At 59.3% G+C, this 23,301-nt stretch carries 23 protein-coding genes and 1 tRNA gene; 16 read left to right on the forward strand and 8 right to left on the reverse strand.

Annotated elements, in window-relative coordinates; all coding sequences use genetic code 11:
- The 3 genes from BM152_RS12035 to BM152_RS18990 all read left to right on the forward strand — a co-directional run.
- Window positions 1-298 (forward strand): integrase core domain-containing protein (locus tag BM152_RS12035; protein WP_139222499.1); only part of this gene is annotated, 298 nt, incomplete at its 5' end.
- 68 nt (window positions 299-366) lie between these two features.
- Window positions 367-903, forward strand: a complete 537-nt coding sequence (locus BM152_RS12040) for a hypothetical protein (RefSeq protein ID WP_066605022.1) — start codon at window positions 367-369, stop codon at window positions 901-903.
- Window positions 904-915: 12 nt separating this feature from the next.
- Complete coding sequence (locus BM152_RS18990; protein ID WP_139222500.1) at window positions 916-1,704, forward strand: hypothetical protein; 789 nt, start codon at window positions 916-918, stop codon at window positions 1,702-1,704.
- A gap of 251 nt (window positions 1,705-1,955) precedes the next feature.
- On the opposite strand, the gene BM152_RS12050 is transcribed toward BM152_RS18990, so the two are convergent.
- Window positions 1,956-2,029, reverse strand: a tRNA-Gly gene (locus BM152_RS12050).
- A gap of 188 nt (window positions 2,030-2,217) precedes the next feature.
- Here BM152_RS12050 and BM152_RS12055 point away from each other — a divergent pair.
- On the forward strand, window positions 2,218-3,354 hold the full coding sequence (locus tag BM152_RS12055; protein WP_066605017.1) for a cytochrome-c peroxidase: 1,137 nt from the start codon (window positions 2,218-2,220) through the stop codon (window positions 3,352-3,354).
- A 33-nt stretch (window positions 3,355-3,387) separates the two neighbouring features.
- Here BM152_RS12055 and BM152_RS12060 read toward each other — a convergent pair whose 3' ends face one another.
- The 6 genes from BM152_RS12060 to BM152_RS12085 all read right to left on the reverse strand — a co-directional run bounded on the left by BM152_RS12060 (window position 3,388) and on the right by BM152_RS12085 (window position 8,614).
- Window positions 3,388-3,981, reverse strand: coding sequence for an energy-coupling factor transporter transmembrane component T family protein (locus BM152_RS12060; RefSeq protein ID WP_066605014.1), 594 nt, complete (start codon window positions 3,979-3,981; stop codon window positions 3,388-3,390).
- Between the two features lie 4 nt (window positions 3,982-3,985).
- On the reverse strand, window positions 3,986-4,651 hold the full coding sequence (locus tag BM152_RS12065; protein ID WP_066605011.1) for an energy-coupling factor ABC transporter ATP-binding protein: 666 nt from the start codon (window positions 4,649-4,651) through the stop codon (window positions 3,986-3,988).
- A gap of 3 nt (window positions 4,652-4,654) precedes the next feature.
- Window positions 4,655-5,212 (reverse strand): biotin transporter BioY, encoded by a 558-nt coding sequence (locus tag BM152_RS12070; protein WP_066605009.1) that lies wholly within the window; start codon window positions 5,210-5,212, stop codon window positions 4,655-4,657.
- Window positions 5,213-5,381: 169 nt separating this feature from the next.
- Window positions 5,382-6,665: an organoarsenical effux MFS transporter ArsJ gene (gene arsJ, locus BM152_RS12075; protein WP_066605007.1), complete on the reverse strand. Its 1,284-nt coding sequence runs from the start codon at window positions 6,663-6,665 to the stop codon at window positions 5,382-5,384.
- A complete protein-coding gene (locus BM152_RS12080) occupies window positions 6,665-7,675 on the reverse strand; it encodes an ArsJ-associated glyceraldehyde-3-phosphate dehydrogenase (RefSeq protein ID WP_066605004.1) in 1,011 nt (336 codons plus the stop codon). The genes arsJ and BM152_RS12080 overlap by 1 nt, the downstream gene beginning before the upstream one ends.
- Window positions 7,676-7,798: 123 nt before the next feature.
- Window positions 7,799-8,614, reverse strand: coding sequence for an arsenate reductase/protein-tyrosine-phosphatase family protein (locus BM152_RS12085; RefSeq protein WP_066605002.1), 816 nt, complete (start codon window positions 8,612-8,614; stop codon window positions 7,799-7,801).
- Window positions 8,615-8,902: 288 nt separating this feature from the next.
- Between BM152_RS12085 and cydD the strand changes: the two genes are divergently transcribed.
- The 10 genes from cydD (at window position 8,903) to BM152_RS12135 (ending at window position 19,929) form a co-directional block, all read left to right on the forward strand.
- Window positions 8,903-10,573 (forward strand): thiol reductant ABC exporter subunit CydD, encoded by a 1,671-nt coding sequence (cydD, locus tag BM152_RS12090; protein ID WP_231730539.1) that lies wholly within the window; start codon window positions 8,903-8,905, stop codon window positions 10,571-10,573.
- Window positions 10,566-12,197: a thiol reductant ABC exporter subunit CydC gene (gene cydC / locus BM152_RS12095; RefSeq protein WP_066604997.1), complete on the forward strand. Its 1,632-nt coding sequence runs from the start codon at window positions 10,566-10,568 to the stop codon at window positions 12,195-12,197. The genes cydD and cydC overlap by 8 nt, the downstream gene beginning before the upstream one ends.
- A gap of 217 nt (window positions 12,198-12,414) precedes the next feature.
- Complete coding sequence (locus BM152_RS12100) at window positions 12,415-14,028, forward strand: cytochrome ubiquinol oxidase subunit I (protein WP_066604994.1); 1,614 nt, start codon at window positions 12,415-12,417, stop codon at window positions 14,026-14,028.
- Window positions 14,029-14,033: 5 nt separating this feature from the next.
- The gene (gene cydB / locus BM152_RS12105) at window positions 14,034-15,197 is read left to right on the forward strand and encodes a cytochrome d ubiquinol oxidase subunit II (RefSeq protein ID WP_066604992.1); all 1,164 of its coding nucleotides are present in this window, start codon (window positions 14,034-14,036) and stop codon (window positions 15,195-15,197) included.
- A 13-nt stretch (window positions 15,198-15,210) separates the two neighbouring features.
- The gene (gene cydX, locus BM152_RS12110) at window positions 15,211-15,333 is read left to right on the forward strand and encodes a cytochrome bd-I oxidase subunit CydX (RefSeq protein WP_066604989.1); all 123 of its coding nucleotides are present in this window, start codon (window positions 15,211-15,213) and stop codon (window positions 15,331-15,333) included.
- 189 nt (window positions 15,334-15,522) lie between these two features.
- On the forward strand, window positions 15,523-16,839 hold the full coding sequence (locus tag BM152_RS12115) for an NAD(P)/FAD-dependent oxidoreductase (protein ID WP_066604986.1): 1,317 nt from the start codon (window positions 15,523-15,525) through the stop codon (window positions 16,837-16,839).
- A 12-nt stretch (window positions 16,840-16,851) separates the two neighbouring features.
- Entirely contained in the window at window positions 16,852-17,214 is a 363-nt protein-coding gene (locus BM152_RS12120) for a DUF5368 domain-containing protein (protein ID WP_066604983.1), read from the forward strand.
- A gap of 241 nt (window positions 17,215-17,455) precedes the next feature.
- Window positions 17,456-18,196, forward strand: coding sequence for a glycosyltransferase family 2 protein (locus tag BM152_RS12125; RefSeq protein WP_066604981.1), 741 nt, complete (start codon window positions 17,456-17,458; stop codon window positions 18,194-18,196).
- Window positions 18,197-18,200: 4 nt separating this feature from the next.
- Window positions 18,201-18,527: a lipid-A-disaccharide synthase N-terminal domain-containing protein gene (locus tag BM152_RS12130; RefSeq protein ID WP_066604978.1), complete on the forward strand. Its 327-nt coding sequence runs from the start codon at window positions 18,201-18,203 to the stop codon at window positions 18,525-18,527.
- Window positions 18,502-19,929, forward strand: coding sequence for an ArnT family glycosyltransferase (locus BM152_RS12135; RefSeq protein ID WP_066604975.1), 1,428 nt, complete (start codon window positions 18,502-18,504; stop codon window positions 19,927-19,929). Before BM152_RS12130 ends, BM152_RS12135 begins: the two co-directional genes overlap by 26 nt.
- A gap of 131 nt (window positions 19,930-20,060) precedes the next feature.
- Here BM152_RS12135 and BM152_RS12140 read toward each other — a convergent pair whose 3' ends face one another.
- A complete protein-coding gene (locus BM152_RS12140; RefSeq protein ID WP_082715400.1) occupies window positions 20,061-20,750 on the reverse strand; it encodes a sugar transferase in 690 nt (229 codons plus the stop codon).
- A gap of 555 nt (window positions 20,751-21,305) precedes the next feature.
- Between BM152_RS12140 and modB the strand changes: the two genes are divergently transcribed.
- Window positions 21,306-21,998, forward strand: coding sequence for a molybdate ABC transporter permease subunit (gene modB, locus BM152_RS12145; protein ID WP_066605079.1), 693 nt, complete (start codon window positions 21,306-21,308; stop codon window positions 21,996-21,998).
- Window positions 21,995-23,077, forward strand: coding sequence for a molybdenum ABC transporter ATP-binding protein (gene modC / locus BM152_RS12150; RefSeq protein WP_066604970.1), 1,083 nt, complete (start codon window positions 21,995-21,997; stop codon window positions 23,075-23,077). The genes modB and modC overlap by 4 nt, the downstream gene beginning before the upstream one ends.
- Window positions 23,078-23,301 lie beyond the last annotated feature (224 nt).

Below are 23,301 nucleotides of genomic sequence, written 5' to 3' on the forward strand. Positions count from 1 at the left end.
GTCCTTCGCCTGGACCGACCGGCTCCGCCGATCCGGCGTGCGTATCTCAATGGATGGGAAGGGCCGCTACCTGGACAATATCTTCATTGAGAGGCTCTGGCGAACCCTGAAATACGAGTGTGTCTACCTGCATGCTTGGGAGACCGGATCAGAAGCGAAGGCAGGCATCCGGAAATGGATGACCTTTTACAACAACCAACGCCCACACTCAGCCCTTGGCGGCAGGCCGCCAGCCGTGGTCTATTGGCTGAGAAATGACAGAACACAACCCGATCAGCAGGAGCAGAGAGTAGCTTAATTTACGCCAGATCCTGTCCAACAAATGGGGAGTAGCTCAACTCGGACGGAAGCCCAAGATTTACACGGTTGGGTGAGGGTTCGGAAATAAGCTACGATGGGTATGTAGATATTTTCAGCACAAATGGTCTCTCCAGCAGAAAGAAATCTCTTTACCTTGTGAATGCGGGTGTAAATGACGAGCCTCTAATCGAGGCTGGCGAGCGGTCAGTCGATGAAATTATTGGCTGGTTAAAGTCCATTTCTATGGTGTGCCCGAAGTCCGTATTCTGGTCTATGCTAGATCGCGGGTTTCATGAGCGTCCGGGAACCAATCGAAGAGACGAAATCATTGATGTGGTTAATGATTATCTTGCATCTGAAATGGGCATTCGCTTCCTGAATGTCCGTGCCTACTTGGCGAGTGAGCAGGCTCTCGTGGACGCTCTTGAGTATAACCCATCATTCACCTCTACGCAGGATGATGAAGATGCTGTCGCTGGTGACTATTGCCCTCCTTCATTTCGAGCATCCAGCGGCACTGTCCATCTGAACGAACTTGGGCACTACCTTCAGTCCAAGTTTATCCTTCAAGCACTCAGAACAACACTCTCCGACCTACTGTGAAAGGTAAGTAAAATGGCGACTATTTTGAAACGACTGACCGGAAATAACCCTGCTTCTGAGGGGCTTCCGTCTATTGTTCCCAGTGACAATGAAATCTCGATCTTCAACACGTCCTCGCTCGTTCGTTGGTTTCGTGCTGAGAATGACTTCAATCCGGCAGAAGGGTGGACCTGCATAAAGTCCGGTCTTCAACTAACACCGCTTCGCACCCCTTATCTGCCCACAAAAACAGAATTGTCGGCTTACAATAATAAACCGGCACTCGTGTTTGGGTCAGGATCAACCAATGGGGGCATGACAGCCGCGAACGCACTGCCTCTAAGCAGTCGGACTTTTGTCATCATTGGTCGCTCAGGCGAAGATGATAACGCATATCTGATTGGTGACGGAAAAACTGGTGGTGGTTCCGTTATTAACCAGTTGTCCAGTCGTGAAATTAACGGCACCACGGAGGGACTGTCTGGGGTCGCTGGTTCCATAGGCAAATCCTACTCCGCTGGCCCCAGCATCATTATCTTCAGCTATAGTGCTGAGTTGCAACAAAACAATATGCGCATTGACCGTGGCGTGGCAGATGAGTCTTCTACCCCGGGGACTATTACGGCCACCCCAACGGATGCTAATTTGACCGTAGGTGCTCGTGGTCTCGCGGGCACTTTCAACGTGGACTATAACGGCACACTCGACGGTGGAGATATTGCGGAGGTTTTGGTGTTCTCAGAAGCCCTCTACCTTAACCCGACGCTCTTGGCGAAGGTCGAACAGTATTTGGGTGATAAATACGGAATTCCGCCTGTGTAGGTTGTGCAATGGCATTTCCACAAAACCATATCCCCTGACCTGTCCGCACATCTGGGAGGTCAGGGGATGATCCGTTGAGCCTACAGAGTTTCACCCTTTTTACTGAGGGAAAAACGCTGACAAATTTCTTTCGTTTTCATGTCAGAGTTTTTTTCGCGCTACAACTGCGCACAGCCACGGGACATGTTGTCACAGGATTACGCCCCCGCGACATATGCGGTCACTTAGCATGTTTTGGGAAGGGGGAGGATTGGAGCGGGCGGCGGGAATCGAACCCGCGTCATTAGCTTGGAAGGCTAAGGTCTTACCACTACACAACGCCCGCGCAGTGGACCCGTATTTAGGCGATGGAGTTTGGGGCGTCAAGTGGCCTTCCTGCCAATCGGGGAATGGGATATGACGAAATCTGCCGATCACGGTTTTTGGAGCCGTCTTGACACGGATCAAATTTCCGAGTGAAAAGCTCAAGTAAAGACGGGCCATCCGTTCCGTTCTATCGAAAGCCAACCGTCCATGACTTCCAAATTGCATGTTTCCGCTTTTGCCTGCCTTGCGCTGCTCTCGGCTCCGGCGCTCTGGGCGGAGGACCTCGCCACGCTTGAAGACCTCGGAGAGGCGTTGTTCTTTGATGTGAACCTGTCGCAGAATCGCACGCAGTCATGTGCCACCTGTCACGATCCGGACTATGGATTCGCCGATCCGCGTGGCATGGCCTCGCCGGGAGATGACGGGGTGTCTTTGGGTGATCGCAATGCGCCGACTGCGAGCTATGCCCATTTCGCTCCGATCTTTCAAAAGCGCGAGGATGGCACCTATGTCGGGGGTCAGTTCCTTGACGGGCGGGCGGCGACCCTTGCGGATCAGGCGGGCGGGCCACCTGTGAACCCGATTGAAATGGGCATGCCCGATGCCGCCTCTGTCGTGGCGCGGCTGGAGGAGAATCCGGCCTATGTCGTGGCGTTCAAGGACCTGTTCGGGGAGCGTGTCTTTTCCGATCCGAATGAGGCCTATGCCGCGATGACCAAAGCGATTGCGGCTTTCGAAGAGACCGATCTGTTCTCGCCGTTTGATAGCAAATACGACCGTTATCTGCGCGGAGAGGTGGTGTTGACGCGTCAGGAGCTTTTGGGTGAGACGCTGTTTTTCTCGCAGCAGTTCACCAACTGTAACCTCTGCCACCAGTTGAAACCTCAGGCGGGGTCGGAAGGTGAGACCTTCTCCAATTACGAATATCACAACATCGGCGTGCCGGAGAATGTCGATCTGCGCGAGATGAACGGCGTGGGACCGGGGGTGCCCGATCTCGGACTGGCGCATAATGACATGGTGTCAGAGACCGCAGGGCTTGAGGGCAAGTTCAAGGTGCCGACGCTCAGAAATGTCGCCGTGACCGCGCCTTATATGCACAACGGTATTTTCCAGGACCTGCGCACGGTTGTCCTGTTTTACAACACCTACAACACGAAATCCGAAGCGCGGATGATCAATCCGGAGACGGGAGAGCCCTTCGGCCCGCCGGAAGTGGCGGAGAACCTGTCGCTGGAAGAGCTGGAAACAGGACCGGCCTTTGAGGATCGAGACATTGATGCGCTGGTGGCGTTCATGAAAACGCTGACGGATGCACGGTACGAGCATTTACTCGATGAGTGAGGGCGTGGGCGCGCGTCTCGGGTCTTGAGATGCCTAATCCAGTGAGCGTGCGGTGATGGCCTCGGCCACCTCATCGGCGGTCTTGAGGGTGCGGACCACCAAAGGCACCACAAGCGCCAGCATGTTGCGGTCCAGACCTCGGGCGCGTTGGGCCTCGCGCACCTCGTCGAACTGGGCGCGGATCATCGGGATGAACCGCCAGACAAGCGAGATGGCCAGCGCGATTTTTGCCTTGGGCACCCAAGAGGGAGCGCGGGAGAGGAGCGCGAGAAGGCCTTCGGTAAACTCGCTGGCCCGTGTGGTGTAGGTCACCAATGCGGCAGCCATAAGCAGGGCGAAAAGGCGCAGCGTGACGTAGATCGCCAGCCAGAGTGTTTCGAGCCAAAGCTGGGCCGCGAAAATGATCGCCAGAACAAAGAAGGCCGGACGGATGGCCGTATAGGCGGCGCGCGGGCCGAGGCCTGCGACCGCGTAGCCAAGCGCGATCGTTACAAGACCGATGGCGAGCATCACGGGGTGCGTGACGACGAACAGGAGCGTGCAAAAGAGAAAGAGCAGCACCAGTTTCCACGCGGGGCGGGCACGATGCAGCGGGCTGTCGCCGGAGATATAGAGATCCGTCAGCATCCGCTTACATCTCGCACAGGGCGCGATAGGCGGGGATCACCTCTTCGGGGCGTCCGTCGGCATGGATGCGCCCGTCTGCAATATGCAGGATGCGGTCGAACCCAGCGAGCAGGTCAAGGTCATGGGAGACCACCACAGCGGGCTGGGGCAGGGTGGCAAGGGTGCGCATGAATTGCATCTTGTTGCGCAGGTCCAGAAGCGTGGTCGGCTCGTCAAAGCAGATCAGATCGGGCTTTGTCACCAGAACCCCCGCGAGGGCAACCATCTGTTTCTCGCCGCCGGAAAGCTGATGCGTCAGGCGGTCGCGCAAATGGGTGAGCGAGAGATCATGGAGCACGCGCTCGATACGCTCCGTCACCTCCGCCTTTGGCAGTTTGCGGGACTTGAGACCGAAGGCGAGGTCTTCTTCGACCATCGGGTATACGATCTGGTTGTCGGGGTTCTGGAACATGAACCCGACATGGCGGCGCAGATCGTCCGTGGTGTCGCCAAACCGCACCGTGCCCGAAGAGGGCGTTTCCAACCCGTTGAACAGGCGTAGAAAGGTGCTTTTGCCCGACCCGTTGTTGCCGATCACGCCGATGCGATGCTCGGTCAGTTCCAAAGTGATCTCGGACAGGATCTCCCGCGCAGCTTTGGTCACGCAGACCCTGTCAAAGCGCATTCCCATGGATCAGGCGGCCCCGTGTGTCTGGCCGATGATCGGGTAGGATTTCTTCACCGTCACCATCACCGCAGCGGAGATCAGGGCTTTCACAATGTCGCCGGGGATGAAGGCCACGGACCCCATGAAGGCTTTGGAGAGCGGGACACCGGCCACGAGGGAGATGCCGGGGATGCCGATGGCATACATGACAACGATACCGCCCGTGACGCAGATCAATGTGGCCGAGACAAAGGACAGCCCGTCCCAGAATTTCTCGGTCATCCAGCCGATCGCGAAAGCGGCCACCAGCCACCCCAGAAGGAAGCCCGACGTCGGGCCGAAGAAGACGGACAGCCCGCCGCGCCCGCCGGAGAGAAGTGGCAGGCCCATAGCGACCAGAACGAGCAGCAGCAGAATGGCAAGCCCACCGCGTTTTGCTCCGAGAACGCCGCCTGCGAGCATCACGCCCAAGGACTGCGCGGTGATCGGCACAGGTAGAAGCGGCAGCGTCACCGGTGGGAAGATTGCCATCACGGCGGTGAGGGCGGCAAACAGGGCGATCAGTGTGATGTCGCGTGTGGTCATGAGGAGTCCTCCAAAGGGCACGTTCATATGGGCCGTTTCTTTGGGATGGAGTGATAGGACTATCTTCGCTCGATGGTAAAGCCCTTTTGGGTTTGCGGCGGCTTTGCTTTGCAAATCTGCGGAAAAACTCTGCAAACCTCCGCACCACGGCGAAGGGCTGCAAAGTTTCTCAGCGCCCGATCCGCCGCGCTGCGATAAAGCTCAGGCCGGAGAGCACGCCTGCGGTGGCCAGACAGAGGGGCAATCCGCCGATCTGGTAGGACAGGCCCGACAGCAATGTGCCCAATAGCCGACCGGCGGCATTGGCCATGTAGTAAAAGCCCACATCCATCGTCACCCGCTCATCGCCGGAAAAGGCCAGAATGAGATAGGAATGGACCGAGGAGTTCACGGCAAAGACAAAGCCGAAGAGCAACAGCCCCGCGACCAGCGAGAGGGTCAGCCACAGTGTTGGTGCCCCCGCGATCAGGGCCAGTGCGGCCAGAGCAAAGGGGATGGGGGTCAAAAGCCCCACCCATTTCACAGCCATAGCCGTGCCCGCGGCATCATCTCCGGCCGCCCCTTTGAGAAAGCGCGGCGCGATGCCTTGGACAAAGCCGTAGCCGATGATCCACGCGGCCATGAAGGCCCCGACGATGAAGAATGCACGCTGTGCGCCTTCAGGCGTGCCGTCGGAGAAGATCGCCTTGAAATAGATCGGGATGCCGACCACGAACCAGACATCACGCGCGCCAAAGAGGAACATGCGGGCGAGCGACAACTGGTTGATCCGGCGGTCCTTGGACCAGATCGCGGAAATCTTGGTGCCTTTTTTGCCGGTGGGAAGCCCTTTGGCCATGAACACCGCAACAGCCACAAGGATGACGATCAGGACCGCAGCCATGCCCCAAACCGCCGTTTTGAACCCTGCCACGGCCAGCAGGGCCGCGCCGAGGAAAAAGCCGAAGCCCTTGACCGCGTTTTTCGATCCGGTCAGCACTGCGACCCATTTGAACAGGCTGCCGTCGCCTTTCGGGGCAAGGATCTTGACTGCCGATTTGGACGACATTTTTGCCAGATCCTTCGCCACGCCGGAAGCCCCTTGCACGGCCATGACATAGATGACGGAGGCCGGGACTGACCACGCGGGATCAAGCCCCGCAAGCGCGGCCAAAGCGCCAATCTGGATGAGCAGCCCCGCGTAAAGCGTTGAGGTCAAGCCGAAACGCGCGGCCAGCCAGCCGGCGGAGAGGTTGGTCACGATGCCCGCGATCTCGTAGAAGAGGAACAGATAGGCCAGCTGGATGGGGGTGAAGCCCAAGCCGTTGAAATGTAGCAGGACCAGCATACGCAATGCACCGTCCGAGAGCATGAAGGCCCAATAGGCCGCCGTCACGGCCATATAGGCGCGCAGAGGGTTGCCCTCCGGCGCGCTGTTCGGCGTGCTTGCGGGGCTGTCCATACCGGATGCCATCACATCGCCCCCGCAACCATCCGCGCCACGTCGGCCAGACGGCAGGCATAGCCCCATTCATTGTCATACCATGCGTAGATTTTCACCTGTGTGCCATTCACCACCATGGTCGATCCCGCATCCACAATGGAGCTGCGCGGATCGTTGATATAGTCGCAGGACACAAGCGGGCGGGTCTCATAGCCAAGAATGCCCTTGAGGTCGCCTTCGGAGGCCGCTTTGAACAAGGCGTTGACCTCCTCGGCGGTGGTCTCGCGGTTCACTTCGAACACGCAATCGGTCAGCGAGGCATTGAGCAGAGGCACACGCACCGCATGGCCGTTCAGCTTGCCTGTGAGTTCGGGGTAGATCAGCGTGATCGCCGTGGCCGATCCGGTGGTGGTCGGGATCAGGTTGGTCAGCGCGGAACGTGCGCGGCGCATGTCTTTGGCGGGGCGGTCCACGATGGTTTGTGTGTTGGTCACGTCATGGATCGTGGTGATCGAGCCATGTTTAATGCCGAGGTTTTCGTGGATCACCTTGACCACCGGCGCGAGGCAGTTGGTGGTGCAGGAGGCGGCTGTGACCAGGTCATGCACCTGCGGGTCATAAAGATCGCTGTTTACGCCATAGACCAAGTTCAGCGCGCCGCCGTCTTTCACGGGGGCGGATACCACGACTTTTTTGACGCCGGCCTCGTAATAGGGCGCGATTTTCGCGGCGGTTTTGAACACGCCCGTGCAGTCAATCACCAGATCGACCCCCATCTCGGCCAACGGCAGGTCTTCGATGCGAGCCTGACGCGTGAGGCGCATCTTGGTGCCGTTGACGGTGAGACTGTCCGCCTCGGCGCGGATGTCCGCCGACCAGCGACCATGCACGGAGTCAAATTCGAGCAGGAGCGCATGTTGCTCCGCGTCTCCGGCCAGATCGTTGATGAGCACAATGTCCTCGCCAAGACCACGATCAAACAGATCACGCAGCGCGAGTTTTCCCATACGGCCAAGGCCATTCAATGCGATTTTGGGCATGTTCGTTCCTTAAACCCTTTTGCAGTTCACTTGAGACACAGGTGGATTGCAGACGGTCCACGACATCAGTGTCTTGTGCGGAGCTTCCCGAAAGCCCGTGGTGCAGGTCTTTCGGGAAACGTTTTATATTTCAGAAAGATCGTCGATTTTCGCCTGAAGCGACATGCGATCCAGCTTGTCGAGGGGCAGGGCGGTAAAGACCTCGATGCGGCGGCGCAGCGCGTCATAGGCTTTGGCAAAGGTCAGCGCGCGTTCGGCTTCGGTGCCTTCGGCCTTGACCGGATCTGGCAGGCCCCAATGTGCGCTTAAAGGTTGCCCGACCCATGGGGCGCATTCCTCGCTCGCCGCCGCGTCGCAGACGGTGAAGACGAAGTCGAAGTCCGGCGTGTCGTCGGCTTGATAGATCGAGATGTCTTTGGAATGCAGGCCTTCGGTGCTGTGGCCGTTGCGTTCCAGAAGGGCGAGGGTCTGTTCATTGACCGCGCCACTGGGCTGTGTGCCAGCCGAGAAGACATCGAACCGGCCTTTGCCGAGATCGCGCAGGAGGGCTTCTGCCATGATCGAGCGGGCGGAATTGCCGGAGCAGAGGAACAGCACCCGATAGGGGCGCGTTGTCGCGTCCGGCAGAGCGCTCAGGCAGGTTTCCGGGCGTCCGCGGCAGCAGTCCATGACCAGATAGCTGACCAACGCGTCACAGTTTTCCATGTTGATGCGATAGAATAGCGATCTACCCTCGCGCGTGGCGTCGATCAGCCCCGCTTGCGCCAGGTCGGCGAGATAGCCCGACAGGGTGTTGGGCTTCATGTCGAGAGCATCCGCGATTTCGGTCGGCCGCGCGGGGCGCGGCGCGAACCGCATCAACAGGCGAAAGACGGAAAGACGACCGGCATGGCCGAGAGCGGCAAAGGCGTGCGGGGCGGTGTTCGTGTCGAAGGTCATGGCCGTCTCACTTTAATAATTCGATAATTCGTGAATAAAGGAACCATATAAGAAAACCAAATCAAATCGAAGAAAACCGGATGAAACTTTTATGACAAAATGCTGTTTGTCCGAGGCAGCCGACAGGTGAGGCACCCCGCCGCAGTCGGGGGAGAAAGCCGCCGTTGCGATTGCACTTCGCGGCGCAACGTGCCAGCAAAGGGCACTCGCATAATTTATAACGCACGCTCGGATCACAGGCGCATGACACGACACAAGAAAAGCCGGCCGGTCAAACCGGAGCGGCAGATGCTCAAAACACTTCTGTCCGGTCAGCAACGTGCGATCAAGACCGCCTCCTATCTGACGGCGCTCTCCGCTCTGTTGTGGTTGCCGCAGGCGGCGTTTGTCGCCGGTGTATTCTCCCGCTTGCTGACAGGCGAAGGGGGCGTCGGAGTTGCCACCGGTGCCGTGGCCTTTCTGGCCTTTGCCGCTGTGCGCCTCGTGCTGAACTATCTCGCCGAAGGTTTGTTGTTTCGCGCCGGTCAGGCCATTGTCACGCAGACGCGGCAGGAGATTTTGACCCGCGAGGCACGCACGCATGGCGTGTCGCCTCTGGGTGGTCCCGGTGCGCTGGCGGCGCTGGCGGGGGAAAAGCTCGACGCCTTGTTGCCCTATATCACCCGCTATGCGCCCGCGCAGACCCGCGTGATGACCGTGCCCTTCGCGATCCTCGCACTGGCTTTCTGGCAAAGCTGGGCGGTGGGGGTGGTCTTCCTGATCGCCGCGCCGCTCATTCCGGTGTTCATGGCGCTGGTGGGCTATGCGGCCCAAGAGGCCTCCGAGCGCCAGATGAAGGAAATCGGCTCCTTGGGCGATCTTCTGGTGGACCGTCTTGCGGCTTTGGCCGACATCCGGCTCTTGGGCGCGGCCCCGCGTCTTATCGGGCAATTCGAACAGGCGGCAGACGACCTGCGCGCGCGCACGATGGCCGTGCTGCGCATCGCCTTTCTGTCCTCGACCGTGCTGGAACTCTTCGCTGCGCTGGGCGTGGCAATGGTTGCGGTCTGGGTCGGGTTCTCGCTTTTGGGCGAGTTGTCCTGGGGCGCTTATGGCGGCGGGATCACGCCTTGGGGCGGGATTTTCCTGTTGCTCTTGGCCCCTGACTATTTCCAACCGCTGCGCGATCTGTCGACCGCATGGCATGACAAGGCCGCGGGGCTGGCCGTTGCCGGTGAATTGGCGACATGGAAAGCGCATGAGGCCGAAGCTCTCATGGGCACGGGTGAGAAGGTCGCACCTTTGTCCGGTTCTGCGGATATTCATCTGCAAGGCCTCACAGTCCAGCGTGGCAGTCGCTCCATCGCCTATCCGGAGGCCCACATCCCCGCAGGGGCGCGGGTGGCGCTGTCCGGACCGTCCGGTTCCGGCAAAACTACGTTGTTGCGTCTGATTGCGGGGCTGGAGCGTCCGGCCTCCGGCAACGTGCAGGTTGCTGGGCAGGTGTTGGGCGAGGACATCGCCGATGCATGGCGGGCGCGGCTCGGCTGGATGCCGCAAGCGCCGATGTTCATGGGCCGCTCCTTGCGTCACAATATTGCTTTCGGTGCACCTGTGAGTGCGGATCTGATCGACGAGGCGGCGCTCAAACTGGTGCTCGACGCGCTGCCCAAAGGGGATTTGACCGTTCTGGGTGAAACCGGTGGCGGTCTGTCCGGCGGAGAGGCGCGGCGTGTCATGCTGGCGCGGGCGTTGGCGGCAAAACCGGATGTTGTGCTGGCCGACGAGCCGACCGCCGATCTCGACCGTGAGACCGCAGATCGGGTCACGGAGGCGCTTCTGGCGCTGGCGGAGCGCGGTGCGACGCTGATCGTGGCAACCCATGACGCGCGGCTGATTGCCAAGATGGATCAGGTGATCGAGGTCGCGCCGGAACGTTCTGTGACAGGCCCCCAAGGGCAGGAGGCCGACCATGCGTAAGCTCTGGCATATCTTCCGTCTGATGGTGCAGGGCGAGCGCAAGGCGCTTTTGCGCGGTCTGGCCCTGTCGATTCTTGTCCTGATCATGGGCGTCTCGCTTCTCGGCCTGTCGGGCTGGTTCATCGTCGCTGCCTCTGCCGCCGGACTGATCGGCACAGGGGCCGTGTTCGACGTGTTCCGCCCCTCCGCGATGGTGCGGTTTCTGGCGATCGGGCGCACGGCGACGCGCTATGGCGAACGTATCCTGACCCATGACGCCACGCTGCGCGCCTTGGCCAAGCTGCGGGTGACGTTGTTGGCCGCCTTGTCGACCCGCTCGCATGACCGGCTGATCCGGCTGCGCGGGGCGCAGGCGTTGAACCGGATTGTGGCCGATGTGGATGCGCTGGACGGGGTGCCCTTGCGCCTCTTCCTGCCGCTGATTGCAGGCGGGATGACACAGCTTCTGGCGTTGGTCGTGTTGTCATGGCTCGTGGACTGGCGCGTGGCGGTGGTCATCTTTGCAACTTTCACCTGTGGCGGTCTGGCCGTGGTGCTTTGGGGCATCCGGCAGGCCCGCCAGCCCTCGCGTCGGGCAGAAAGTGCGGCGCAGGCCTTCCGTTCGCGTTTCATCGACCTTGTCACCAGCCGCGGAGACCTCACGGTTTACGGGCAATTGCCGGATCAGGTCGCGGCCTGTCAGGTGGCGGAAACACGGCGTCAGGCGGCGGCGACAACGACCGATCTTATCGAACGTCAGGCTGGGGCGGGGCTGATGGTCATCTCGGCTCTGGCAGCCGGTGCCGCGCTCTGGATCGGTGGTGGTTTGGCCGAGGCTGGCGAGATCACGCCAGCCCGCGCCGCCATCGGGTTCTTCGCGGCTTTGGCGCTCATGGAGACCGTTGCGCCCTTGCGCCGTTCCGTGGCCGAAATGGGCCGGATGATCGGAGCCGCGCGTCGCGTGACCGAACTGACAGATGTGCCGGAGCAGCCGGAGCGCCGTGTTGCGCCGAGCGGGCCGGTCAGTTTGCGCTTTGACGCTGTGACATTCGGACGCGGTACGGCGGCCCCCGTGCTCAAGGATTTCACCTTGTCCGTGGAGCCCGGCGAGTGGGTTGCGCTCAAAGGCCCGTCGGGCGTGGGGAAAAGCACCGTGCTTTTGCTGGCCGCAGGGGCGCTTGTGCCCGCAGAGGGGCGTGTGTGTCTCGATGATCTGGATGTGGCGGATTTTTCAGATGGGGCCACGACCTTGGTGGGGCAAAGGGCGGCTCTGGTTCAGGACAGTCTGGCCGACAACCTGCGACTGGCCGCACCAGAAACCAGTGACGCAGAGCTTTGGGCCGCACTGGATGCGGTGGCCCTGCGGGCTGTGGTAGAGGCTAAAGGCGGGCTTGAAGCGCAGCTCGGGCCGCGTGGCGCGGGGCTGTCAGGCGGGGAGGCGCGGCGCCTGGTTCTGGCGCGGGCGGTTCTGCGCAAACCTTCTGTGCTGCTTCTGGACGAGCCGACCGAAGGGCTGGACACGGCGACTGCGGATCAGGTTTTGGCCGGTCTGCGGCGAATGCTACCCGACTCAGCCGTCCTGATGGCGGCGCATCGGGCCGAAGAGCAGGGCGCAGCCGACCGGATTGTGACGCTCGGGGCCTGAATTTCCTGCACAAACCGTGAATTTCACGCCGATGTGATGCGGAGATTGCCCGCAAAGGGCCGCACCGCGCCGCCATGTCGCGGTCCGTTTAATGTATATTTCGAATATTGAATTTGTTGACATGGGTCAAAGCCGCTCATGCCGTGGCATATTATGGAGATGCCACAAACATGCATCTGCGAGACATCTTTACCTCGCGCAATAGGAGCAAGGGAACATGGAGTTCGGACTAGTTGAGCTGTCGCGCCTGCAATTCGCGATGACAGCCATGTACCACTTCCTCTTCGTGCCGCTCACACTTGGTCTTTCGATCATCGTGGCGATCATGGAGACGGTCTATGTCATGACCGGTCGGCCAATCTGGCGGCAAATGACAAAATTCTGGGGCACGCTTTTCGGGATCAACTTTGTTCTCGGCGTGGCGACAGGGATCACGATGGAATTCCAGTTCGGAATGAACTGGTCTTATTATTCCCATTATGTCGGCGACATTTTCGGCGCGCCTCTGGCAATTGAAGGGCTTATGGCCTTTTTCTTGGAAGCAACCTTTGTGGGGTTGTTCTTCTTTGGTTGGGACAAACTGTCGAAAACCGCGCACCTTATTGTAGCCTGGCTTGTGGCCATTGGCTCCAATTTCTCTGCGCTTTGGATTTTGATCGCAAACGGTTGGATGCAAAACCCGATCGGGTCCGAGTTCAACCCTGATACAATGCGGATGGAGATGACCAACTTCTTCGAAGTGGTCTTTAACGAAGTGGCACAAGCCAAATTCGTGCACACGGTTTCGGCCGGATATGTGACGGCTTCTGTGTTCGTGTTGGGCGTGTCCGCGTGGTATCTGCTCAAAGGGCGGCACACGGAGCTTGCCCGTCGCTCGATCGCGATTGCAGCGGCCTTCGGACTGGCGTCGGCCTTCTCCGTGGTTATTCTGGGCGATGAAAGCGGCTATTCTGCGACCCATACCCAGAAAATGAAACTCGCGGCCATCGAAGGCATGTGGGAAACACAGGATGCTCCGGCCTCCTTCACGCTGGTCGGTATTCCGGACACAGAGGCGCGTGAAACCCATTATGCCATTCACATTCCTTATGTGATGGGGTTGATCGGGACACGGTCGCTTACGGATGAAATTCCGGGTGTGGACCAACTTGTGGCAGAAGCGGGCGAGAAAATCCGCTCCGGCATTGTGGCCTATGACGCCTTGATGACCATCCGCGAGCAACGCGATGCAACGCCCGCCGAGGTGCGCGCCACGTTCGAGGAACATTCGGGCGATCTCGGTTTCGCGATGCTTTTGAAACGCTACGTTGATGATCCGCGTCTGGCCACTGACGCACAAATCACAGAGGCCGCCAATGACACCGTGCCAAGCGTAGGCCCGTTGTTCTGGTCGTTCCGTTTGATGGTGGGGCTGGGCTTTAGCTTTATCGCTGTGATGCTCTATTTCTTCTTCCGCACGGCGTTCAAAGGGATGAACTACCCGCGCTGGGCCTTGCGCCTTGCCGTGATCATCATTCCTGCACCATGGATCGCGGCGGAGCTTGGATGGTTCGTGTCCGAGTTCGGGCGTCAGCCGTGGACGGTTGACGGTGTGCTACCGACCGCTTTGTCGGTCTCGCAACTGTCGATCGCGGATCTCTTGATCACTCTGGCGGGCTTCATGATCTTCTACACGGTGCTCTTCATCGTCGAGATGGGTCTGATGCTCAAATACATCAAAAAAGGTCCCTACATGGATGTCGCTGAAACCGACTCGTGGACAGAGCGTCATACGCAACGTCTGCGCGCCGATGACGGCAAGGGCCCCTTTTCTGAAACACCAGCGGAGTAACGACAATGATCCTGCATGAATTTATGAGTTTCGAAGTCCTGCGCGTGATCTGGTGGTTGCTTTTGGGCGTCCTTCTGATCGGGTTTGCACTGACTGACGGGTTCGATTTGGGGGTGGGTGCGCTTCTGCCCTTCGTTGGCAAAACCGACAAAGAGCGTCGCGTCGTCATCAACACCATCGGGCCGGTCTGGGAAGGCAACCAGGTGTGGTTCATTCTGGGGGGCGGTGCGATCTTTGCCGCATGGCCGCCGCTCTATGCGGTGTCCTTCTCGGGCTTCTACCTCGCGATGTTCCTCATTCTGGCTGCGTTGATCCTGCGTCCTGTCGGGTTCAAATATCGCTCCAAGCGTGAAAGCGCCACATGGCGCCGGAGTTGGGACTGGGCGCTCTTCGTAGGCGGTGCCGTGCCGGCGCTGGTCTTCGGTGTGGCGGTCGGGAATGTGCTGCAAGGTGTGCCGTTCTACCTGACGCCTGATCTGCTGATGCCGATGTATGAAGGCAACGCGATCATGAAGCTTCTGCTTCTGCTCAACCCCTTCGCGCTTCTGGCTGGTGTGGTGTCGCTTTCGATGCTCCTGATGCACGGGGCGGCATGGCTGGGTCTGAAGGCCGAGGGCACAGTGCAGAAACGGGCGCAGAAAATCGGCGTCATCGCCGGTATTGTTGCGGCTGTGGCCTATGCGCTGGCCGGTGTCTGGCTTGCCTTCGGGATCGACGGTTACCAGATCGTCAGTGAGGTCGTGAAAGACGGGCCGAGCAATCCGCTCTACTCCGAAGTGAGCCGTGGCGGATCGTGGCTGACGGCCTATTCGGAACGTCCGTGGATCGTGATTGCCCCAGCGATGGCTTTCATCGGGATTGCTCTGGCCGTGCTTGGTCTGAGCAAGGGCAAAGAGGTCTCCACGCTTCTTTGGTCGAAACTCGGCATCACGGGGATCATTTCCTCGGTCGGGCTGACGATGTTCCCCTTCATCCTGCCCTCGACAGTTGATCCGAACAGTTCGCTCACCGTCTGGGACAGCTCAAGTTCGCACCTGACCCTGTTTGTGATGCTGGTCTGTGCGATCATCTTCATGCCGATCATTCTCGCCTACACCTCATGGGTCTACAAAGTGCTCTGGGGCAAGGTCAAAGAAGAAGATCTCGACAACAACGCTCAGAGCTACTGAGAAAGGAACACAGATGTGGTATTTTGCTTGGATACTCGGACTTCCGCTCGCCGCCATGTTCGCCGTTCTCAACGCGATGTGGCTTGAGATGCGCGAAGACACGCGTCTCACCGAAGAGCATAACGACACCGCCTGACCATACGCCAGCAAGGCCATTCGACCTGGCCTTGCCCGCTCGGTCCCTTCAGGTGGCTTGCTTCGGGGAGAATGTTCCACACTTCCCGAAGCGCCTTTAAAAACCGCCTTTGCCCGCAATTTCCCGTGGGCAGGGCTTTTCCGCACCAATAACATGCATACATATGCATAAGTATAAAGGGAGAGAGACATGTATTCCTCACATTCCCCGCAGATCGGCCGCCGAGGGTTTCTCGGCCTTGCCGCAGGGGCGACAGTACTTGCCGCGAGTTCGGGAGAGGCCCGCGCAGCTTCGGTCAAGACCAACGCAAAAATCGTCATCATCGGCGCAGGCGCGGGCGGCACGGCTTTGGTCAACCGTCTTGTGGACCGTCTCGATGGTGCGCAGATCACCCTCATTGATCCGCGCAAGGAACACCTTTACCAACCGGGGCTGACCCTTGTGGCGGCGGGTCTGAAATCCGCCGATTATGTGGTTTCGGAAACGACCGACTGGTTGCCCAAAGGCGTGACGCTCATCGCGGAGAAAGCCGCCGCCATTGATCCGGAAGCGAAAACTGTCGCGACCGAGAGCGGTCAGACGCTGTCCTATGACTTCCTCGTTGTGGCACCGGGGCTGATCCTCGACCATGACGCGATTGAAGGCTTCTCCCTCGACATGGTGGGAGAAAACGGCATCGGCGCGCTCTATGCCGGCCCGCAATATGCCGCCGCCACATGGAAAGCCGCGTCGAAATTCGCCGACGAAGGCGGGCAGGGCATTTTTACCCGTCCGGGCACAGAGATGAAATGCGCCGGTGCGCCTTTGAAACACGCTTTCCTGATTGATGACCGCCTGCGTCGGGCGGGCAATCGTGGCAAGGCCAAAATCACCTATGGTGCCCATGACAGCGCGCTTTTCGGGGTGCCGATTGTGTCGGAGAAAGTGCGCATGATCTTCGAAGATCGTGGCATTGATCCGGTGTATAACCATACGGTGAAAGGCATTGATGCGGGCGCGAAACGCGTGACCTTCAACACGCCCGATGGTGAGCAGGAGATGGATTACGACTACATCCACCTGATCCCGCCGCAACGCGCCCCTGAGGTGATCCGCCAGTCCGGCCTGTCATGGGCTGACAAGTGGACGGATCAGGGCTGGGTCGAATGTGACATGGCCACACTGCAGCATCTGCGCTATCCCGACATCTGGGCGCTTGGCGATGTTGCGGGCGTGCCGAAGGGCAAAACCGCAGCCTCCGTTAAATGGCAGGTGCCGGTGATCGAGGACCAGATCGTCTCCGCCATCGCCGGCACGGATCCCACCGAGATCTATGGCGGCTACACCTCCTGTCCGATGATCACCAAGATCGGTCGGGCGATGCTCGTTGAGTTCGATTACAACAACAACCTGACACCGTCTTTCCCGGGGATTATCCCGCCGCTCGAAGAGTTGTGGATTTCCTGGCTGATGGAAGACGTAGCGCTGAAGGCAACGTATAACGCCATGCTGCGCGGCAAGGCCTGAGGAGGGACGACAATGAAAGATCTGACGCTTCAAACCATGATTGCCGTGTTCGAAGAAATCTTCGGACGCGGCCTGTTCTGGGCCATGGTGGTGATCGCGGCTGTGGTCACGCTGGCCTATGTCTTCGTGCTGATCCGTGACCGTGCCGTGAGTTGGCACAAATTCCTCTGGGCGCAACTGTCGATGCCCGTGGGCGCGGTTCTTGCTGTCTGGTTCGTGATGGCGATTACCCAATCCTCGCCCGCCGACATTGGCGGGGGGGTGGACCTTATCGTCTTCCTCGGCGTTGCGGCTTTGGGGGCGATCGGCATGGCCATCCTCGTCTACACAGCGGGGGCCCTGATCTATCCGCCGAAGAAACATAGCGAATCCTGAAGGTCGTCTCGTTCCGAACGATCTGAAGGGTGGGCGCTCCCGGTGTGCGGACCGGGGGCGTCTTTACGCATTTGTGCGAGAGGGCGGGCAGGGTCAATGTGCCTTGGAAACGCCCTGTCTCTTGGGCCGTTTGCGGGCGTGTTTCTGCGCACGGGTCGCGTGGGGCAAGCGGCGTTTGACTTTACATCCACGGGCGGCTCCGGTAAGCGCGAAGGCAATCAATTAAGGGCCAAGCCGACTTATGTGTGACACTTCCATCATCATTCCCTGCCGCAACGAAGCGGAAAACATTGGCGCTCTGCTCGAAGAGATCACAGGTGCTTGCACAGATATTGGCCCGTTCGAAATCATCGTGATCGACGATGCTTCCGATGACGGCATGGCGGATATTCTGGCGGCGCGGATGCGCGAGATGCCCAATCTGCGGGTGATCCGCCATGATCGCTCCGGTGGTCAGTCTGCGGGGGTTCACTCCGGCGCACGCGCCGCACGCGGAACGGTGATCTGCACGCTGGACGGGGATGGTCAGAATCCGGGAACGGAAATCCCGAACATGATCGCGCCATTCAAAGGGCCGAATGCCGAGAAAATCGGTCTGGTGGCCGGACAGCGCGTAGCGCGGCAGGATACGTTTTCCAAACGCTACGCCTCGAAAATCGCCAATGCAGTGCGGGCGAAAATCCTCAAGGACGGCACCCGTGACACGGGCTGCGGCCTCAAGGCTTTCCGCCGCGATGATTTCCTGAGCCTGCCCTATTTCGATCACATGCACCGCTATCTTCCGGCGCTCTTTGCCCGTGACGGATGGGAAATCTGCCATGTGGATGTCTCCCACCGTGCGCGTGGGGGGGGGCGGTCGCATTATTCCAACCTGCAACGTGCGGTTGTCGGGGTGGTGGACCTTCTCGGCGTGGCATGGCTGTTGCGCCGCCGCAAGAAAGCGCACCCGACCGAGGTGACAACGGATCGGGCCGAGGGGTGAGCTCATGCAATGGCTGATGACGATCCTGCATGTGGATACGGTGGGCGAGCTTTGGTGGGTGCTTTTCGGCCTCTCCGCGCAGCTCATGTTCACGGCACGGTTTCTGTTGCAGTGGATCGCCTCTGAACGTGCGCGCCAATCCGTGGTGCCGGTGGCGTTCTGGTATTTCTCTTTGGTGGGCGGATTGATGCTGTTTGCCTATGCGCTCTATCGCAAGGATCCGGTCTTTGTGCTCGGACAATCGCTGGGCGTTGTCATCTATTCCCGCAATCTCTGGCTGATCTATGCCAACCGGAACACCGAAGATGACCCTTCAAAAGACGCAGCTTAAAGACTGGTTGCCTCTGGCACTGGGTTTTGTAGCCGTGGCGGTGGCGCTGCGGCTTCTGGCTTTGGCCTTTGATCGCACCGATCTGTTTGTCGATGAGGTGCAATACTGGTTCTGGGGGCAGAACCTTGATTTCGGCTATTATTCCAAACCCCCTCTGATCGGCTGGCTGATCCGCGCCGTGACCGATCTGGCCGGTTCTGACGCGGTGTTCTGGGTGCGGATGCCCGGGGCCGTTCTGCATGGCGTGACGGCATTGCTGCTCGGCGCTCTGGCCGCCCGTCTGGTCGGGCGCACTGCCGCGCTCTGGACGGTTGCGCTCTATCTGAGCCTGCCTTTTGTGGCGCTCGGCTCGGTGATGATCTCCACCGACACCGTGATGGCGCCGTTTTTTGCCGCCGCCTTGTTGTTCTTTTTTCGCCTGAGCGACACCCGTGCGCTGCGCGATGCCTTGGCAGTTGGTGTCTTTGCCGGCCTTGCCTTCATGGCAAAATACGCGGCGATCTATTTTCTGGTTGGAGCCGCGCTGGTCATGCTGACCCAGCCCGCCTTGCGACCGGGGTGGCGTAACTTGGCGGGGATGCTGGCAGGGTTTGCTGTCATGATCCTGCCGAATGTGCTTTGGAACCTGTCCCATGATCTGACCACCGTGTCGCATACGATGGATAACGCAGGTTGGCTTCGCCACGGGGCGCAGTTGGGGTTCGGCTCTATGGCCGAGTTCTTCTTCAGCCAGTTCGGAGTGTTCGGGCCGATCACGATGGGGGCTTTGCTTGTTGCCTACCTGCGCCCCAAGGGCAGTCCGCGTGCCGCGCTGGTGCTGTTTTCCATTCCTGCGCTTTTGACCGTGACCGTGCAGGCCCTGCTGGACAAAGCCTATGCAAACTGGGCGGTTGCGACCTATTTCTCCGGTGTGATCCTCGCGGTCATGGTTCTGCCGCGCATCTGGCGCTGGGTGGCGCTTGGCGTCAATCTGGCTCTGTCCGCGACCTTGCCGCTGTTCATCGTGCTGGCCCCTTGGCCGGAGGTGGGGGGCGAGCCCTTGCTCAAGCGCTATCTGGGGCGACATGCCCTGTCCGAGAGTATCCTTGAGCTTGCGGAGGCAGAAGAACTGCCCGTGGTTTCAAGTGATCGGGATATCATTGCGGATTTGTTCTACATCGGACGCAACCGCGATGTGTTGCTCTATGCGATGCCGGAAACGGGGCGCGCCTCAAGCTATTATGCGCAGAATTTCGCACTCACAGAGGCGGTGACAGGGGATGTTCTGGTCATCTGGTCCGGCAACCTGCGCTGTGAGGCGGAGCTCTTGGACGGGTTGGTTCTGACCGGATTTTACGCAGGGTCCGACCTTCATGCCGGTCGCGTGTCTGCCGATTGCCTGCTGGGCAAGTCGGGGACTTGAGCGACTGAGCATTAGGTCCAGCAGGGCTTGACCTCTGATCCGTTGGTGTATGGGGTTTGCAGCGAGTTGCGCGTGGCTTCGGTGTCACGTTCAATGCATAGGTGTGGCGTCACTGTGAATGGTGACGGGCTTTAGTGGCCCGTGCTTTTGAACACAACGCTCACCGTGCGCAGGATCAGATTGATGTCGGTGAGGAAGCTCTGTTTGCGATAATAGAGGTTGTCATATTTCACGCGCGCGACAAAGCTGGTTTCACCACGCCCCGATACCTGCCACACGCCCGTAATGCCGGGGCGCATGTCGAAATAGGCTTCCCCGCGGGCTTTTTCATAAAGCATCTGTTGGCTGGGCATGAAGGGACGGGGGCCGACAAAGCTCATGTCGCCTTTGAGCACATTGAGCACCTGTGGCAACTCGTCGAGCGATGTCTTGCGGATGAATTTTCCGACCTTGGTGATCCGCGGATCATTGCGAAGCTTCTGGTAGGTTTCCCATTCTTTCGCGATCTCGGGGTCTTCCTTGCAAAGCTGCACCAGATAGGCGTCGGCATTCACACGCATGGAACGGAGTTTGTAAAACTGAAAGGTCTTGCCGTTCCGCCCGATCCGCCTTTGCGCGTAAAACGCCGGTCCGCCATCCAGTTTGACCAGAACGGCAAGGATCAGAATGGTGGGAATGACAATCGGAGAGACCAGCGCGAGAAAGATCAGATCGAACAGGCGTTTGCCGAATTTTTCGTATAGAGAGAATGTGACTTTGGGCGCATCCACAGCATTTGATGATGCACTAAAAACCTGTTCGCTCTTTGTAGGAAATACCATATTCGCCCCCGAAATGACTTTCAATTTTATGCACAAAACCGTTTTGACTTGGTGCTGCATATAACGCAGCGTCGTCTAATGCTGCACTTGCATCGTATATGACTTATGTGACGATTCCTACTGTGTGGATGCCGAAAATGGTGAATGGCCAGTTAACCTCGGATGTTTTTTGGAACAAATTTGAAAAAAGTTCTAAGAAATATGCATCTTACAAACGTGGAGGTAGGGAATACAAAAGTATACATCCGTGATGCAAACGCATAGGTGCACGAAATATATGTGAAGACGTTTCGGCTGTGCGCTAAAATGGGATAGGTCTGTAAAGACGCGCCGTCAGAGTGGTATATGCCACGCGAATCTGTGGGCATGGCTGGGAACTGGGTTTGCACGCTGGTTAGTCCTGCGGGGCATAGTCGAATAGGGGTAAAAACGCGGGATGATGACGAACACCGCACAGCACATCATGATGCGACAGAGTGAGTCGCACAGCCGGACGGGTGTTGTCAAAGCCGCGGCGCGGCGCGGCGCCTTGTGTGTCCGGCGCGCGCTTTGATCATGGAGGGCACATTGGGGCCGGAGGAATGGCAGGCCGTTGCGCTTTCGCTCAAGGTGGCGTTCTGGGCCGCGCTGGCCAGTTTGCCGCTTGGCATATTTGTGGCCTATGCGCTGGCACGCTGGCGCTTTCCGGGGCGCGAAATTCTCAACGGTCTGGTGCATCTCCCGCTGATCCTGCCGCCCGTTGTGACCGGTTACCTGCTTTTGATCTCTCTCGGAAGCCGTGCGCCGCTCGGGGCGTTTCTCCAGAACTTCGGCATTGTGTTTTCCTTTCGATGGACGGGGGCGGCGCTAGCCGCTGCGATCATGGGGTTCCCGCTCATGGTGCGGGCGATCCGCCTGTCTATTGAGGCCGTGGATACGAAACTGGAAGAAGCCGCGTCCTCGCTGGGCGCATCGCCTCTGACCGTGTTCTTTCGCGTGACCTTGCCGCTTTCCTGGCCCGGTATTCTTGCTGGCGCGGTTCTGGCCTTTGCCAAGGCGCTTGGTGAATTTGGCGCGACTATCACCTTTGTCTCCAACATTCCGGGCCAGACGCGCACGTTGCCTTCGGCCATCTATGCGTTCTTGCAAGTGCCGGGCGGGGAGGGGGCAGCGCTGCGTCTTGTGATGATTTCTATTGCCTTGGCGATGGGGGCGCTGATCCTGTCTGAAATTCTGGCGCGGCGCATGTCCGGTGGTGGGCGCTCATGAGCCTGCATGTCGATCTCAAACACCGGTTCCGGGATTTCGCGGTCGATCTGGATTTCGAGGTGCCTGAGGGGATCACCGTCCTGTTCGGGCGGTCGGGATCGGGAAAGTCCACAGTCATTCGGGCCATTGCGGGCCTGTTCAAACCCGACCATGCGCGGATTTCGTTGGACGGGCGTGTTCTGTGTGACAGCGAGGCCAAGCTGTTCCTGCCGCCGCACAAGCGCAGGGTTGGCACGATCTTTCAGGACGCGCGCCTGTTTCCACATCTCACCGTGGCACAGAACCTCGATTTCGGGAGGCGGTTCTCCCGCCGTGATGTGCCCGAGCGCGAGGTGGCGCAGATGGTCGAGATGCTCGGGATCGGGGCTCTTTTGGAGCGTCGCCCTGATGGCTTGTCGGGCGGGGAGCAGCAACGGGTGGCCATCGGGCGGGCCTTGCTCTCGGGGGCCGAGTTGATCCTTGCCGACGAGCCTCTCGCGGCGCTTGACGAGGGGCGCAAGGCGGAAATCCTGCCCTATTTCGAACGGCTGCGCGACGAGATCGCCATTCCGGTCCTCTATGTCAGTCACAGCCCCGCCGAGGTGGCACGTCTTGCTACCACTGTGATTGCGCTCGAAGCCGGTCGGGTGATCGGGGAGGGGGCCGCCGATCTGGTGCTCAGCGATCCGGCGGTGTTGCCCGTGGGCACTGCAGGCGCGGGGGCCTTGTTGCGGGCCACGGTCCATGCCCATCACGCGGACGGGCTGACGGAGCTTTCGGCAGGCGGCGCGGCCTTGTTCCTGCCGCATCTGGAAACGCCCGTGGGTCATCCCGTGCGGCTGCGCATCGCGGCGCAGGATGTCATGCTGTCGCTGGATCGGCCAACAGGCTTGTCCGCCCTCAATATCCTGAGCGGTGTGGTCTCCCAGATCAGCCCGACACAGGGTGCAGGCGTGTTGGTTGTGTTGGACACCGATGCGGGGCGGGTGCTTTCGCAAGTGACGCGGCGCTCGGTTGCGGCACTGAACCTGCGCGAAGGGGTGCGCTGTCATGCCGTCATCAAAACCGTGTCGATCGCGCGGGACAACATCGGCGCGTGACCGGACCGGCGCGTGACGGCAAGTCTTGATCCCGCCTTCGCGATGACGCGCGGTTTCACGGAGCAGTGTTGACCGCAAATCTGCGAGACGCGACAGAACGCCGGATTTTCCAGCTATAGTGAAAAATGCTATACTTGCGGATGACAAAAAACTTGCTACATATGCAATAAATTGAATACTAATGTCCGCTTAAAGCGTTTCTTGAGAAACCTGAGCTATAGACT

The organism is Celeribacter halophilus (assembly GCF_900114135.1).
Classification (GTDB): Bacteria; Pseudomonadota; Alphaproteobacteria; order Rhodobacterales; family Rhodobacteraceae; genus Celeribacter; species Celeribacter halophilus.

Excerpts from the sequence above, each read along its gene's own strand:
- cydB (WP_066604992.1), top strand. The coding sequence starts at position 14,034 with ATGATCCTGCATGAATTTATGAGTTTCGAAGTCCTGCGCGTGATCTGG.
- BM152_RS12060 (WP_066605014.1), bottom strand. The coding sequence starts at position 3,981 with ATGCTGACGGATCTCTATATCTCCGGCGACAGCCCGCTGCATCGTGCC.
- BM152_RS12120 (WP_066604983.1), top strand. The coding sequence starts at position 16,852 with ATGAAAGATCTGACGCTTCAAACCATGATTGCCGTGTTCGAAGAAATC.
- BM152_RS12125 (WP_066604981.1), top strand. The coding sequence starts at position 17,456 with ATGTGTGACACTTCCATCATCATTCCCTGCCGCAACGAAGCGGAAAAC.
- modB (WP_066605079.1), top strand. The coding sequence starts at position 21,306 with ATGGAGGGCACATTGGGGCCGGAGGAATGGCAGGCCGTTGCGCTTTCG.
- BM152_RS12135 (WP_066604975.1), top strand. The coding sequence starts at position 18,502 with ATGACCCTTCAAAAGACGCAGCTTAAAGACTGGTTGCCTCTGGCACTG.
- BM152_RS12115 (WP_066604986.1), top strand. The coding sequence starts at position 15,523 with ATGTATTCCTCACATTCCCCGCAGATCGGCCGCCGAGGGTTTCTCGGC.
- BM152_RS12130 (WP_066604978.1), top strand. The coding sequence starts at position 18,201 with ATGCAATGGCTGATGACGATCCTGCATGTGGATACGGTGGGCGAGCTT.
- BM152_RS12085 (WP_066605002.1), bottom strand. The coding sequence starts at position 8,614 with ATGACCTTCGACACGAACACCGCCCCGCACGCCTTTGCCGCTCTCGGC.
- cydD (WP_231730539.1), top strand. The coding sequence starts at position 8,903 with ATGCTCAAAACACTTCTGTCCGGTCAGCAACGTGCGATCAAGACCGCC.
- BM152_RS12055 (WP_066605017.1), top strand. The coding sequence starts at position 2,218 with ATGACTTCCAAATTGCATGTTTCCGCTTTTGCCTGCCTTGCGCTGCTC.
- cydX (WP_066604989.1), top strand. The coding sequence starts at position 15,211 with ATGTGGTATTTTGCTTGGATACTCGGACTTCCGCTCGCCGCCATGTTC.
- BM152_RS12140 (WP_082715400.1), bottom strand. The coding sequence starts at position 20,750 with ATGGTATTTCCTACAAAGAGCGAACAGGTTTTTAGTGCATCATCAAAT.
- BM152_RS12100 (WP_066604994.1), top strand. The coding sequence starts at position 12,415 with ATGGAGTTCGGACTAGTTGAGCTGTCGCGCCTGCAATTCGCGATGACA.
- BM152_RS12080 (WP_066605004.1), bottom strand. The coding sequence starts at position 7,675 with ATGCCCAAAATCGCATTGAATGGCCTTGGCCGTATGGGAAAACTCGCG.
- BM152_RS18990 (WP_139222500.1), top strand. The coding sequence starts at position 916 with ATGGCGACTATTTTGAAACGACTGACCGGAAATAACCCTGCTTCTGAG.
- BM152_RS12070 (WP_066605009.1), bottom strand. The coding sequence starts at position 5,212 with ATGACCACACGCGACATCACACTGATCGCCCTGTTTGCCGCCCTCACC.
- BM152_RS12065 (WP_066605011.1), bottom strand. The coding sequence starts at position 4,651 with ATGGGAATGCGCTTTGACAGGGTCTGCGTGACCAAAGCTGCGCGGGAG.
- modC (WP_066604970.1), top strand. The coding sequence starts at position 21,995 with ATGAGCCTGCATGTCGATCTCAAACACCGGTTCCGGGATTTCGCGGTC.
- arsJ (WP_066605007.1), bottom strand. The coding sequence starts at position 6,665 with ATGGCATCCGGTATGGACAGCCCCGCAAGCACGCCGAACAGCGCGCCG.
- cydC (WP_066604997.1), top strand. The coding sequence starts at position 10,566 with ATGCGTAAGCTCTGGCATATCTTCCGTCTGATGGTGCAGGGCGAGCGC.